The 13,848-nt window shown below is 61.8% G+C and carries 10 protein-coding genes; 9 read left to right on the top strand and 1 reads right to left on the bottom strand.

What is annotated here, in order from left to right:
- A partial coding sequence (locus tag IDH44_RS25660) for a GON domain-containing protein (protein ID WP_190921674.1) occupies window positions 1-1,120 on the bottom strand: 1,120 nt, incomplete at its 3' end.
- 234 nt (window positions 1,121-1,354) lie between these two features.
- Here IDH44_RS25660 and IDH44_RS25655 point away from each other — a divergent pair.
- The 9 genes from IDH44_RS25655 to IDH44_RS25615 all read left to right on the top strand — a co-directional run.
- Window positions 1,355-2,167: an AraC family transcriptional regulator gene (locus IDH44_RS25655; protein ID WP_190921673.1), complete on the top strand. Its 813-nt coding sequence runs from the start codon at window positions 1,355-1,357 to the stop codon at window positions 2,165-2,167.
- Window positions 2,168-2,336: 169 nt separating this feature from the next.
- The gene (locus tag IDH44_RS25650) at window positions 2,337-3,362 is read left to right on the top strand and encodes an ABC transporter substrate-binding protein (RefSeq protein WP_190921672.1); all 1,026 of its coding nucleotides are present in this window, start codon (window positions 2,337-2,339) and stop codon (window positions 3,360-3,362) included.
- 100 nt (window positions 3,363-3,462) lie between these two features.
- Window positions 3,463-4,461, top strand: coding sequence for a globin-coupled sensor protein (locus IDH44_RS25645; protein WP_190921671.1), 999 nt, complete (start codon window positions 3,463-3,465; stop codon window positions 4,459-4,461).
- A gap of 171 nt (window positions 4,462-4,632) precedes the next feature.
- The gene (locus IDH44_RS25640) at window positions 4,633-5,862 is read left to right on the top strand and encodes a sugar ABC transporter substrate-binding protein (RefSeq protein WP_190921670.1); all 1,230 of its coding nucleotides are present in this window, start codon (window positions 4,633-4,635) and stop codon (window positions 5,860-5,862) included.
- A gap of 18 nt (window positions 5,863-5,880) precedes the next feature.
- Window positions 5,881-6,771, top strand: a complete 891-nt coding sequence (locus IDH44_RS25635) for a carbohydrate ABC transporter permease (RefSeq protein WP_397326849.1) — start codon at window positions 5,881-5,883, stop codon at window positions 6,769-6,771.
- 6 nt (window positions 6,772-6,777) lie between these two features.
- Window positions 6,778-7,608 (top strand): carbohydrate ABC transporter permease, encoded by an 831-nt coding sequence (locus IDH44_RS25630; RefSeq protein ID WP_190921669.1) that lies wholly within the window; start codon window positions 6,778-6,780, stop codon window positions 7,606-7,608.
- Window positions 7,609-7,688: 80 nt separating this feature from the next.
- Complete coding sequence (locus tag IDH44_RS25625) at window positions 7,689-8,825, top strand: response regulator (protein ID WP_190921668.1); 1,137 nt, start codon at window positions 7,689-7,691, stop codon at window positions 8,823-8,825.
- A 9-nt stretch (window positions 8,826-8,834) separates the two neighbouring features.
- Window positions 8,835-10,568 carry a sensor histidine kinase gene (locus IDH44_RS25620; protein WP_190921667.1) on the top strand — a complete coding sequence of 578 codons (1,734 nt, stop codon included), beginning with the start codon at window positions 8,835-8,837 and terminating at the stop codon, window positions 10,566-10,568.
- 197 nt (window positions 10,569-10,765) lie between these two features.
- A partial coding sequence (locus IDH44_RS25615; protein WP_190921666.1) for an immunoglobulin-like domain-containing protein occupies window positions 10,766-13,848 on the top strand: 3,083 nt, incomplete at its 3' end.

Here is a 13,848-nt window from a genome sequence, read left to right as displayed (position 1 = left end):
TGTAGCTGCCCGCGGCGTCCGGATCGTAGGCGGGGGCGCCGCCGTCCCAGGCGACGGAGGCGCTGCCGCTGCTGCCGTCCTGCAGGGTGACGCCTACGCTGGCGGGCAGTCCCGCGTCCGCCAGGGCCGTGCCGTACGGGACGGGTATATCGGCCAGCGCGTCGACACTCGCAATGGAAGGGGAGAGCACGGTCACGACGGCTGTCGCCTCAAGCCCCCCCATATTGACGGCTCCCGGAGGCAGTGTGTCAATGCTTCCCGTGAAGGTATAGCTCCCGGACTGAGTCTTGTCGTATGTCGGAGTGGAGGTGCTCCACGAGACGTCTTGCATGGATGTGGTTCCGTTGCTCAACGACACCTCCACCTGATCGGGCAGGTTCAATTGGCTCGCGTCCGTGTCGTAGGGAACAGTAAGGAGAACTGGCTCGATGGATGTGACCACGGGATCGTCCACCGTCGCCAGCTGCAGCACGCTGCCGCCGGGCGCCTCATACGTGCTTTCGGGCGCAATCCAGGCGCAGAAGCCGACTACCGAAAGGTCGACAACCTGGTCGGAAGCTGAGTAGTTAGCAGCATGGGAATCTACGAGGCCGCCAGCTGTGAATTGCCCAGGTTCCACCGTGAAAGGCGTGCCTTTCAGGTTGATATTGGCATAACCGGGGACACCCAAAGCGTCGCAGGCTCTTGCAACGGCATAGGGAATTTCGTAACGATTGCCGTGAGAGTTATAGCCCTCGCTCTGGGCAAAGGTGTAATTGGTGGTGTCGACCATCAGCGTCGTCACATCCAGGCGCAGCTTGTGAAAGATGGTGACGACGCCGGGATCGGTGCTCCCGTGTGTATCTGCCGGATAGCTGGAGAAGTTGTCGCTTGTTCCTGAGAAGAAGAGATTAATATATTCCATGGGCGTGCCGTTCATATCGTGGCAGTACACTTCAATGTCGTGTCCGTCGATATGCAACACATAATTGCCGTCGGCGGCAGCGGGAAGATCGGACTTGACCTCCGCGCAGGTAGTGGCTGTGGCGGCGGACGCTACGGGCGTATACATGTAGCTGTGCAGCACGATAGCAACCAGCACAAAATATATGCTGATTCGATAGCAAATGCTCTTGGTCATTATTGGCCCCCCGATTCTAAAATGAGTAAATGAATTGTGAGAAGATGAACGACGTCGGAAGCATGACTTTCATCAAGTATAGCATATGAGGCCTTCTTCCGCAGCATGTCCAAGGACTACGCCGAGTCGTAACGGACGCGCGGGTCTCGCGGGTCTAGTGAACTCGTCCATTCGGCCCTTCCCATATGCTATAATGGGTCATAACGCACAACGCACAGTGGGAGGCAGGTAGGGATGCAAGAGGAGCAACTGGCCGGCGCGCTCGTCGCGGTGCCGCTGCGGCTGTACGGCGTCTATCGGACCTATCTGGCGCCGGGACCGCTGTACGACGGCCATATGCACAAGCCGACCGCATACAGCGGGCTGCTGATTGCGCTGCGGGGCGAGGCGGCCTTTCGCTACGACGACGGTCGGGTCTGCGCGCTGGCGCCGGGCCGTGCGCTGCTCGGGGGCGCCGGCCGGCGCATGGTCATCGAGACCGGACCTGAAGGCTTCGAGTATGGGCTCGTCCACTACCTGCCCGACGAGCCGTCCCCGGCGCCGGAGCAGGCGCGCTTGCTGACAGCGGTCAACGAGCTCGATTGTCCGCTGGAGCCGTCCGTGCTGCAGCTGCTGGAGCGGCTACAGCATACCGCGGCGGCGCCGGATCAGCTCGGACAGCTGGAGAAGAAGACGCTGTTCTATCAATTGCTCGGCCAACTGCTGCAGTCCGGTCGCCGCGCGCGCAGCAAGGCGAGCTACTCGGCGATGGAGGAGGCGATCCGCTATATCCGCCGTCACTATGCCGAGCCGCTGACGCTGGCGGAGCTGGCTGCGCGCTGCGGCATGAAGCCGAAGTATTTCTCGCACCAATTTCGCAAGCATGTCGGCCGCGGGCCGATCGACTATCTGATCCGTTGCCGCATGAACCGCGCCTGCGAGTTGCTCGATACCGGCGACTTCACCGTAGCGGATGTTGCGCGCAGCGTCGGGTACGCAGATGCGTATTATTTCAGCAGGCTGTTCAAAAAGCATCACGGCACCGCGCCCAGCAGGCGCCGCTCTTGATTGTGGTCATTGTGGCGGACGCCATCCCAATTATCTTCCTGCTTAGATGAAATGATCCATTTCCCAAACGGGAAATTGTCCATTCCAAGACCGGACGAATCATGCTATTGTTTATTCGATAATGAGAATCGTTATCGATCATACAACGAGAAAGTCAGGTGCTGGGACAATGCGGAAAAATCGGCCGTTATGGCTTGCGGGGCTGTTGCTGGCGGGCGTCATGCTGGTGCTCGCCGCTTGCGGAAATGCGGGTAATGGGGAGCGGAACGGCGAAACGCCGACCAACGAAGCGATAGGCCAAGGAACGACGGAAGCGGCGACTGGCGGGGAAGAAGCGGATTTCCCGCGTACGATCACGGACGCAGAGGGCGAAGTGGTGATCGAAGCGCAGCCCGAGCGCGTGGCGGTGGTACACTGGGGCTACATCGATCCGTCCCTGATCTTCGACATGCCGCAGACGGCGTTCGCGCTGCCGTTCACGGAGCGGCAATCGGCGCTGCAGGGCGAGGAATACCAGCCCTATGTGGAGGGGCGGGAGGTGACGTATGTCGGGGAGAATCAGCAGGTCAACATGGAAGCGCTGCTGGCCTTCGACCCCGATCTGATCATCGGCGGCAGCAGCGTCAATGCGGAGATCGCGGCCGAGTTGCGCAAGATCGCGACGACCGTCATCATCGACGAGGCGCAGACCGACGTGTGGACCGATTGGCCGGCGCTGGTGACGGTATTCGGCGAGCTCCTGGGGCAGGAGGAGGCCGCCTCCGCCTATATCGCGGACTTCGACAGCCGCGTGGAAGCGGCGCGCGAGGCGCTAGCCGGCGTAGAGGGCACAGTCGCTTTTACCCAGGTGCGCGAGGATACGGTCTGGCTGCAAGGCATTCAGTATACCGGGTTGTACTATGACCGTCTGGGGCTGACGCCGCCGGATGACGCGGTCATGGCGGAGGGCGGGCAGCTCTCGCTGGAAGGGCTGAGCACGCTGGGCCCCGATCATCTGTTCCTCGGGTACTTCAACAAGCTGGATACCTCGCTAGCGGCTTTTACCGATACGTGGACCGGCACCGAGGTGTGGAAGAGCCTGCCGGCAGTGCAGGACGGGCATGTCTATGATATCGATGGCTCGCTGGCGCTCGGCTACGGGCCGATCGGGCAGTCTTACGGCATTCGGACGGTCGTGGAGGCGCTGCGGCGGTAACCACGGTAGGGATTCGGGTCGCTCTCGCAACGGGAGCGGCCTTGTTTTTTGTCGTCGCTTGCTGGCGAAAGATGGTATAATCGATCCAGGAGGGGAGACGATGATTGACGTAAATGAAGCTCGCCGCAAGCAGCTTCGCTATATTGGCCTGACGGAAGAGGATCTGGCCCTGCTGCAGCGGCACCGGCCCCGGTTCGAGGCCGTGGCGGACACCGTGGTGGAGCGGCTGTATGCCCATATTGCCGCACAGCCCGAAATGCTCCGCCTGATCGACGACCATTCCACGATCGAGCGGCTCAAGGAGACGCAGAAGTGGTACTTCATGACGATGACGGACGGGCGGATTGACGAAGCCTTCGTCGAACGCCGGCTGCAGATCGGACGCGTCCATTCCCGGATCGGGCTGACGACGGACTGGTATCTCGGTACATACATGCAGTATCTCGACATCGCGCTCCAGGCCTTGCGCGCGTCGATGCCGGAGACCTGGCACCAGCTCTTGCTGGCGCTCTCCAAGATGTTCAACTTCGATTCGCAGCTCGTGCTGGAGGCGTACGAGCATGACGAGAAGCAGAAGATCCAGACGCTCTACGAGGAGCGCAAGGCGACCTTGACCCAGGTGGGCAAGGTCGTGCAGGATCTGGCGGCGATGATCGTGGAGCTCAACAGCAGCAGCCAATCCGTCGCCGAGGCGGCGACGGGGACGGCCGATATCCAGGAGCAATCGCATGAGAAGGTCGAGCGGCTGCAGGAGAAGATCGGCGAACTGACGCAGGTCGGCGAGCTGATGCGCGGCATCTCCGATCAGACGCATCTGCTCGGCCTCAATGCCGCTATCGAGGCCGCCCACGCCGGCGAGACGGGCAAGGGCTTCGGCGTCGTCGCCGGCGAGATCCGCAAGCTCGCCGCGCATTCCAAGGAATCGCTCGAAGTCATTCAGGAGGCGCTGCAGGAGATTCTGACGGTGCTGGCTGAGGTCATGGATGCCTCCGGTCGCACGAGCACTTTGGCGCGCAACCAGGCAGCCGCCTCCCAGGAGCTGAGCTCGTTCGTGGCGACGATCGAGGACCTGGCCCACGAGCTGGAGAGCATCCGCTAATCCGGCCTTATCCGCGCTTTTGCGCAGCTTTCGAACCCCGAGAGGGGTTCTTTTTTTCGTTTCAGGCCGCTGGCGGGAGGTTTAAGGTTATAGTAACCATGGAAACCTAGTATTCAGTTGAGTTGGAAGAGGACGAGCGGTCCGTTGACCATTCACGAAGGAGGGAACGCCATGACCAGACACGGATGGAAGGCTGCGGCGCTGGCGCTGCTGGCCGTGACCCTGAGCGCATGCGGCGGCAGCGGCCAGGACGCGGGCCGAACGACGCTCAAGGTATGGGCGATGGGGGAGGAAGGCAAGCTGCTGGAGGAGTTCGCCGCCTCATTCGAACAGGAGCATTCCGATATCCAGGTGGACGTGCAAGCGATTCCATGGGCCAACGCGCATGACAAGCTGCTGACGGCCGTCGCCTCCGGCAAAGGCCCGGACGTGCTGCAGATCGGCACGACGTGGGTGGCGGAGTTCGGCGAGGCCGAGACCTTCCTGGACCTGACCGACTATATGGAGGAATATCCGAATTTTGCGCGCGACAACTTCTTCGAGGGGGCGACTTCGTCCACTGAATTCGACGGAAAAATCATCGGCATCCCGTGGTATGTCGATACGCGCGTGCTGTTCTACCGCACCGATCTGCTCGCCGACGTCGGCTACCCCGAAGGCCCGCAGACGTGGGAGGAGGTGGAGGACGCAGCCGGTCAGCTGGCGGCGCGCGGCGGCCGCAGCTATGGGCTCGACATCGATCAGCAGGATCAGAACTTCCCGTTCATGCTGGCGTGGGAGCAGGGCTGGCAGTATGAGATCGAGGCGGGCGCGGAGAGCTTCGCCGAGCCCGGCTTCGTGCGCGCGATGGACATCTACACGGGCTTCTTCGCCCGCGGCGAGGCGCCGGTCAGCGACGACATGGACATCACCCAGGCGTTCCGCCAAGGCATCAAGCCGATGTTCTTCAGCGGGCCGTGGATGGTGCGGACGATCCAGGATCAGGCGCCCGAGCTGGAGGGACAGTGGAATGTGACGCTCATGCCCGAGGGCGAGACGCGCGATTCGCTGATCGGCGGCGCGCATATGACGGTGTTCCACAATTCGCCACATGTCGAGGAGGCGCTCGCCTTCATCTCGTATCTCGCCGACCCGCAGACACAGACCGAGTGGTACGACGTCTCCAAGGCGCTGCCCGCGGTGAAGTCGGCCTGGGATACGCCGGCGCTGGCCGAGGACGAGATGCTCGGCGTATTCCAGGAGCAGATGCAGCATGTCAAGGCGCCGCCGCTGATCGGCCAGTACGAGCGGATCGCGACGGAGCTGCGCAAGGCGATTGAGCGCATCAACGTCGGCGGCACGCCGCTCGATGAAGCGCTGGAGCGCTTTCGCGACGAAGCGGACAGCATCCTGTCCAGATAACACCAAGCGCCCGAGGAGGTGGAAGATGTGAAAAAAAGTGCTGTCCCCTACCTGTTCATCATGCCGGCGATCGTGCTGCTCATTGTGTTCTCGATCATTCCGATCGTCATCTCGCTCGTCATCAGCTTCACCGATCTTGATCTGCGCGGTCTGGCCAACTGGTCGTCGATTCGCTTCAACGCAGGCAACAACTTTGCGGTGCTGCTGGATGACGGGGTGTTTTTGCAATCGATTCTGAACACGTTCTTCTACGTGATCATCGGCGTGCCGCTGGTCATCCTGTGCGCGCTGACGGTGGCGCTGCTGCTTAATTTTGCGACGAGCAAGCTGTTCTCCGTGTTCCGCGTCGTCTACTACATGCCCTCGATCACCAACATCGTCGCGATCGCGGTCGTGTGGGGCTTCCTGTACAACCAGGACTACGGCTTGTTCAATACGCTGCTCGGCTACGTCGGCATCGGCGATGTTCCCTGGCTGGAGGACCCGCTGATCGCCAAGCTGTCGCTGATCCTGCTCGCCGTGTGGAAGGGCATCGGGATCAATATGATCATCTTCCTCGCCGCGCTGCAGGCGATCCCGTCGCGCTACTACGAAGCGGCGGATATCGACGGCGCGAGCCGCTGGCAGAAGCTGTTCTACATCACGATTCCGTCCCTGCGGTATGCGACTTTCTTCGTCACGGTGACGACGCTGATCGGCTGGCTGCAATTTTTCGAGGAGCCGTTCGTCATGACCGAGGGCGGGCCGCTGGACGGCACGCTGTCGATGGCGCTGTTCATCTATCAGGAAGGCTTCCAGTACAGCCAATTCGGCTACGCCGCTGCTGCTTCGTTCGTGTTGTTCATCTTCATTATCATCATGACGCTGATTCAGTTCAAGTTCCGCCAATCCGAAGACGAAGTGAGGTGACGCAGCATGGAGACGAGTGCTTATCATCCCAGACGCGACCGGATCATCGTGACGATTCTGCTGGTCGTCGGCGGTCTGCTCGTCGCCATCCCGTTCATCTGGATGGTGCTGAGCTCGATCAAGACGGAGCGCGAGGTGCTGGCGATCCCGCCGACGCTCTTTCCGCAGGAGGTCACGTTCACCAATTATCTCGACCTGTTCCGCAACATGAACTTCGGCATCTATCTGCGCAATACGATCATCATCGTGCTGTTCTCGATGGTCGGCCTGCTGTTCAACACGATGGCGGGCTACGGCTTCGGCAAGTATGCGTTCAAGGGCAGGGAGGCCTGGTTCCTGCTCGTGCTGTCGACGATGATGATCCCGAGTCAGGTCTCGATGATCCCGGTGTATCTCATTCTCAACGAGATGTCGCTCACGAACACGATGCCCGGCATCATCCTGCCGGGGCTGATCGCGGCGTTCAACATCTTCCTGATCCGCCAGTTCATGACGACGATACCCGACGAGCTGCTGGAGGCGGCCCGGATCGACGGCGGCGGCGAACTCTACATTTTCTTCAAGCTGATCATTCCGATGGCCAAGCCGATCCTGGCCGTGCAGGTAATCCTGACCTTCATCGCGGCATGGAACAGCTTCCTGTGGCCGCTGATCGTCGCCAATGACGAGTCGCTGTATACGCTCTCGGTCGGTCTGGCGCTGCTCAAGGGGCAGTATGCGACCAACTACGCCATGCAGATGGCGGGCGCGACGTTCATGGTGGTGCCGATCCTGATCATCTTCGCCTTCTTCCAGAAGTACATTGTCGAGGGCATGAACGTGTCCGGGCTGAAATAAGGATCCGCAGCGTACCCCTGTCTATGGTAAAATAAACCCAAACGGAGCGCGAGTAAGGAAGCTCGGATGGGAAGGGAATCATGCGGGTACTAGTCATTGACGATGAACGGGCGATGCTGACAGTCATGAAGCGCATGCTCGCCAAGCTCGAAGATGTGCGGACGGCGGCCTGCTGCCAAAGCGCAGATGAAGCGTTGGATGCGATTGCCCGGTCGAGCTTCGATCTGGCTTTTATCGATATCAAGATTGGCCGAGACGACGGTCTGGAGCTGGCGCGTCGGCTGCGTGAGGGGAACAGCGACATGGACCTTGTATTCCTCACCTCGCACAAGGAATTCGCCATCGATTCGTTCGACATCTATCCGCTTGACTATATGGTCAAGCCGATCTCGCGCGAGCGGCTGCAGCAGACGGTGGCGCGGGCGGTCCAGCGGCGGGTGCAGGCGTCTCCGGCTGCTGCGGCCGCCGAGACGCAGACCCGTCTGCAGGTGCAGGCGCTGGGCGGTCTGGATGTATCCAGCGCTGCCGCCGGCGCGGTGCGCTGGCGCTCCAAAAAAAGCGCCGAGCTGTTTGCCTATCTGCTGCTCGGCCGCGGCCGGTACGTGTCCAAAAGCCGAATCCTTGAGGAGCTCTTCATGGATATGGCGGAGGAGAATGCGCGCACGTATCTCAATACGGCGGCTTATCAGCTGCGTCAGGCGCTGCATCCGCACGGCTTGCGCAATGCGGTCATTTCGTCGCAGGACCAGTTCCGGCTGGATTACGCCCAGCTCGAGGTCGATTTTGTACAGTTCGAAGCCTTCGTCGAGGGGCTCGACGTGTTGCATGCGGACAATGTGGCGGAGGCGCTGCACTGGGAGCAGCGCTATGCCGGCGATCTGTACGAGGACAAGTCCTATATGTGGGCGCTGACCGAGCGCTCGCGTCTGGGCAAGCTGTACAATCAGTTCGCCAAGCGGCTCGTCGGCTGGCTGCTGCAGTGCCGCTCTCCGGAGCAGGCGCTGCCGCCTGCGACGCGGCTGGCGCAGCGCAACGAGCTGGACGAGGAGGCCAATGTGCTGTTGCTGCGCGTTTACGGCGAGCTGCGCGATCACGCTGCGCTGCGCAAGCATTACAGTCATTTTACGGGCCTGTACCGCCAAGAGCTTGGCGTGGCTGTGCCGAGCGAGCTGGAGCAGCAGTACCGCAGACTGCGTGCGATGGCGCACGAGGCTTGAGGGCGAAGGATGCTGATCTATACGGCGCTTGTCGTCTCCGCAATCATGATGCTTGCATTTTTTACATACGCCTTTATCTACCGTCGCGAGCGGGGCGTGCGCTATTTCATGTGGGTCGTAATGTGCCGGGTTGTTTTTGCCTGCTCGGTCATTCTGGAGCTGTCCAGCGATACGTTGGCGGCCAAGGTATTGTATCGCAATATTCACCAGTCTGCGCTTACGCTTATCGTGCCGTTGATGGTGCTGTGCGTGCTGGATCTGCTGGGCAAGGACAAGTGGCTCAAGCCGCGCTGGCATCTGGCGCTGCTGCTTGTATTCGGCGCGCAGGTCGCACTGGTCTGGCTCAATCCGCAGCTCGGCCTGGTAGACAATCCCCCTCGCCTCGTGGACGGCTATCTGGAGCTGACCAAGACCCCTTACGGCATCGCCTTCAACGTAGCTTGTTATACGGTGCTGATCGTCTGTGTCTATTACCTGATCCGACATATCGCGCGCGCCCGCCCCGAGATTCGCAAGCCGGGCATCTGGCTGGTGGGGCTCGGCACGATGTCGTTCCTTGTCGCGATCGTCAAGTTCGCGCTGCCGGGGTTGTCTCCATGGCTGCTGCCGATCTCGGTCTATACCGGGGTATTCGGCATGGCGATGCTGTGGATCGCCTTTCGCAACCAGCTGTTCTCGATCGTGCCGATGGCGCGCAATGTCGTCGTGGAGACGATGCAGGAAGGCATCCTGATTGTCGATCATCGCGGCAAAATCATTGACAGCAATCCGCATCTGCGGCCGCTGTTCGACCCGCAGCTCATACTCGGTCAGCACGCCCCCGAGCTGCTCGCGCCGTGGAGCGAGTGGGCGGCGGCGTGCCGCAGCATGGAAGCGGCCAATCTGGAGATTGCGGCGGGCACGGGGGCAGACTCCAGGATCTATATGGTCAAGGTGTATCCGCTGCTGTCCCAGCGTCAGCGCAAGCTGGGCTCGGTATCGGTGCTCGTCGACATCACGGAGCGGCAGCGCCGGATGGAGCAGATCGCAAGGCTCAATCAGATGAAGGATCAATTGTTCACCGTCGTCTCGCATGATATCCGCGACCCGCTGGCGGTGCAGGTCAATCTGATCGAGGTGCTGGAGGAGGACAAGCATCTATACGGCCCCGACAACGAAGAGGTCATCGAGGCGCTGAGCGAGCAGATTCGCGGCACCTACACGATGGTCGAGAACCTGCTGGAATGGTTCCGCGGGCAAAAGGAAGGCATCGTCCTGCATCCTGCGCCGCTGGAGCTGGCCGAGCTGGTCCGGGAAGCCAGTCGCCTGCTGCTCGTCAAGAGCAGAGCCAAGCGCATCGAGCTGCGGCTGGATGTGCCGGAGCGCACGGCGGTGATGGTGGACCGGGAAGCGGCTGTGCTGATCCTGCGCAATGTGCTGTCCAATGCGATCAAGTATTCCCGGCGCGGTTCAGGCGTACAGCTCAAGGCGACATTGGCAGGACCGGTCGTCACGCTCGAAATTCGCGATCAGGGCGTGGGGATGTCGGCGGAGCAGTTGACCGCCGTGTTCGACGAAAGGCGCTTCGAGTCGTTCCCGGGCACGGAGGGCGAGCGCGGCACGGGGCTTGGCTTGTTCGTGACGCGGCAGTTCCTGCGCCTCAGCGGAGGGCGGCTGCGGGTGGAGAGCGCGCCCGGCGAAGGCAGTCGGTTTTTTATCGAATTCCCGGCCGCGCCGGAGCATCGGGAGGCGCAGACCTCTTGACCAGACCCTCTTCTACAGAACCTCTCGCACCACCTCGCGGTGGAGCGGGAGGTTCTTTCATTTTTTGTTCACGGGCCTTTGCTACACTGGGGAGCGTAGCCGGGCAAGGACCTGAATATCGGCAATTCGCACAGGTAAAGGAGGGGCAGGCACCAAAAAGCAATGGAGACGAGCAAGTGAATACCAAGGAAAGGTGTATGATGCAACGCATGCAAAGTCTAGTAAGGAGGAGACACCGGCGTTCCCGTAAGGGCTGGAAAAGGGCGGGAACGGCCGGACTGCTGCTGCTCTTGCTGCTGCAGAGCGCCTTGCTGACGCCGCCCCAAGTGGCGGAAGCGGCGCAAGAAGGACCGTTTACGTATTATGTCAACGGAGCGACCGCAAGGATCGCGGCCTACAACGGGACGGACACCGATATTGTCATTCCCGAGCGGGTGGGAGCTAGCGACGAATACGAGGTCACGGAGATTAGCTCCCTAGCCTTTTATTCCAAATCATTGACCTCCGTCGTCCTCCCGGACAGCCTGATCGTAATCGGCAGCGGTGCTTTTCAAGCCAATGCGTTGACCAGCATTACGATCCCCGATTCGGTCACAACCATTGGAGCCAGCGCGTTTATGGCCAATCAGTTGACCAGCTTTGACTGGCCGGACGGCGTGACCAGCATGGCGAACGGTGTGTTTCAGAGCAACCGGTTAACCAGTGTAACCATTCCGGATCAGGTGACGAGCGTTGGCAACAATACCTTCGCTTCGAATTTCAACCTGGCCTCCGTGACGTTGCCGGATAACCTGCAGACGATTGGAAATTCGGCATTTGCGTGGGCACAGCAGCTCACCTCGCTGGTCATTCCCGATCAAGTGACGAGCATTGGCAATTATGCGTTCAGTTATGCCAACTTATCGTCGCTAAGCCTCCCGGATGGGCTGACGACGATTGGAAACGGAGCATTTTCGTACAATCAGTTGACCGGTGTGGATCTGCCGGATAGCGTGACCGCCATCGGCACAGATGCGTTTCGCAACAATCAGTTGACCGGCATTGTGCTGCCGAATGGCGTGACGACCGTCAGTCCAGGCGCCTTTCAGTTTAATCAACTGGCAAGCGTGGTGCTGCCCGACGGACTGACTTCAATCGGCGCGGAGGCGTTTCAATCGAACTGGATCACCAGCCTGGAGCTGCCGGAGGGACTGGAGTCGATTGGCGCCGATGCCTTTTTGAACAACCGGTTGCCTTCGCTTGTCTTCCCGCGGAGTGTGACTTCGCTTGCCGACACTGCATTTGGCGGCTATTATTTGGCCGAAGTCACCTTCTTGAACCCATCGACGACGATTGGAGCCAACCAGTTTTATGGCCAATCGGATGATTTGACGCTTATTGGCTATCCGGGCTCGACCGCGGAGAGCTACGCTGCAGCGAATGATCACAGCTTCCAACGCTATGGTCAGCCGCTCCTGGATGGACTGGATCTGGCGGCGGACCTGCTGGATGCGCATCCCGCCGGCACGGCCGCCGGCGAGGTACCGCAGACGGCCCGGGATACGCTCGTCGCTGCGCTGCCGGCAGCCCAATCCGTGGCGGACGAGCTGGAGAACGTCGATCCCCAGCCGCTCGCCGATGCGACGGATGCGCTGCTGGCCGCGATCGCGGCCTTCGAGGCCGAGATCGTGCCCTTGTCAATTGCGGTGCCTGCCGACGGGACGTACGGTCGCGATGACGTCCTGGCATTCACGATCAGCTACGCCGACGAGGTGACGGTCACAGGCGATCCGGTCATCGCGCTCGAGATCGGCAACGCCGGATCGACGCAGACCGTGGAGGCGGACTATACGGGCGCGCGCGGAACGGCGCTGCAGTCGCTGACCTTCGAATATGAAGTGGCCGCAGGTCTGCTGGATGAGGATGGCATCGGCGTAGACAATGCGATCACGCTGCCGGGCGGCGCGACGATCAAGGCTGCAGACAGCAGTCCTGCTCCGCTCGCCTACACGGTGCCAAGCACGACCGGCATCCAGGTCGATTCCGGTCCGACCGACGCGGAGGCGGTCGCGGACGACAAGGCGGCGCTGGCGATCACGTACGCGCCGGGCGACAGCGCGGCGAGTGTGACGCAGGACGTCGGCCTGCCGACCGGCGGGTCGAGCGGCACGACGATCACGTGGTCGAGCAGCGACGATGCGGTGGTGGACACGGACGGCACGGTGACGCGTCCGGCGTACACCGCGAGCGCCGCGACCGTGACGCTGACGGCGACGATCGCCAAGGGAGCGGAGAGCGACACGGAGGTGTTCACGCTGACGGTGATCCCGCAGGCGCAGACCGATGCCGAAGCCGTGGCGGACGACAAGGCGGCGCTGGCGATCACGTACGCGCCGGGCGACAGCGCATCGAGCGTGACGCAGGATGTGGGCCTGCCGACGAGCGGCTCGAGCGGCACGACGATCACGTGGACGAGCAGCGATGATGCTGTGGTGGACGTCGACGGCACGGTGACGCGCCCGGCGTACACCGAGAGCAACGCGGCCGTGACGCTGACGGCGACGATTAGCAAGGGTGGAGAGAGTGATACGCAGACGTCTGCGCTGACGGTGATCCGGCAGGCGCAGACCGACGCCGAAGCCGTGGCGGATGACAAGGCGGCGCTGGCGATCACGTACGCGCCGGGCGACAGCGCGGCGAGCGTGACGCAGGACGTGGGCCTGCCGACCGGCGGCTCGAGCGGCACGACGATCACGTGGTCGAGCAGTGACACCGCTGTGATCGACGTCGACGGCACGGTGACGCGCCCGGCGTACACCGAGAGCGACGCGAGTGTGACGCTGATGGCGACGATCAGCAAGAATGGAGAGAGTGATACGCAGACGTTCGCGCTGACGGTGATCCCGCAGGCGCAGACCGATGCCGAAGCCGTGGCGGACGACAAGGCGGCGCTGGCGATCACGTACGCGCCGGGCGACAGCGCATCGAGCGTGACGCAGGACGTGGGCCTGCCGACCGGCGGCTCGAGCGGCACGACGATCACGTGGTCGAGCAGTGAGGATGGCGTGATCGATACGGACGGCACGGTGGTACGCCCGGCGTACACCGATAGCGACGCGGCTGTGACGCTGACGGCGACGATCAGCAAGGGTGGAGAGAGTGATACGCAGACGTTCGCGCTGACGGTGATCCGGCAGGCGCAGACCGACGCCGAAGCCGTGGCGGACGACAAGGCGGCGCTGGCGATCACGTACGCGCCGGGCGACAGCGCGGCGAGCGTGACGCAGGACGTGGGCCTGCC

This window comes from Paenibacillus sabuli, assembly GCF_014705605.1.
GTDB lineage: Bacteria > Bacillota > Bacilli > Paenibacillales > Paenibacillaceae > Paenibacillus_D > Paenibacillus_D sabuli.
Note: the sequence above shows the minus strand (reverse complement) of the source record. Positions and strands in the feature narration are given on the sequence as shown.

What these genes read in the sequence shown, in the direction of transcription:
- IDH44_RS25655 (WP_190921673.1), top strand. Translation starts at nt 1,355, where the DNA reads ATGCAAGAGGAGCAACTGGCCGGCGCGCTCGTCGCGGTGCCGCTGCGG.
- IDH44_RS25650 (WP_190921672.1), top strand. Translation starts at nt 2,337, where the DNA reads ATGCGGAAAAATCGGCCGTTATGGCTTGCGGGGCTGTTGCTGGCGGGC.
- IDH44_RS25645 (WP_190921671.1), top strand. Translation starts at nt 3,463, where the DNA reads ATGATTGACGTAAATGAAGCTCGCCGCAAGCAGCTTCGCTATATTGGC.
- IDH44_RS25640 (WP_190921670.1), top strand. Translation starts at nt 4,633, where the DNA reads ATGACCAGACACGGATGGAAGGCTGCGGCGCTGGCGCTGCTGGCCGTG.
- IDH44_RS25630 (WP_190921669.1), top strand. Translation starts at nt 6,778, where the DNA reads ATGGAGACGAGTGCTTATCATCCCAGACGCGACCGGATCATCGTGACG.
- IDH44_RS25625 (WP_190921668.1), top strand. Translation starts at nt 7,689, where the DNA reads ATGCGGGTACTAGTCATTGACGATGAACGGGCGATGCTGACAGTCATG.
- IDH44_RS25620 (WP_190921667.1), top strand. Translation starts at nt 8,835, where the DNA reads ATGCTGATCTATACGGCGCTTGTCGTCTCCGCAATCATGATGCTTGCA.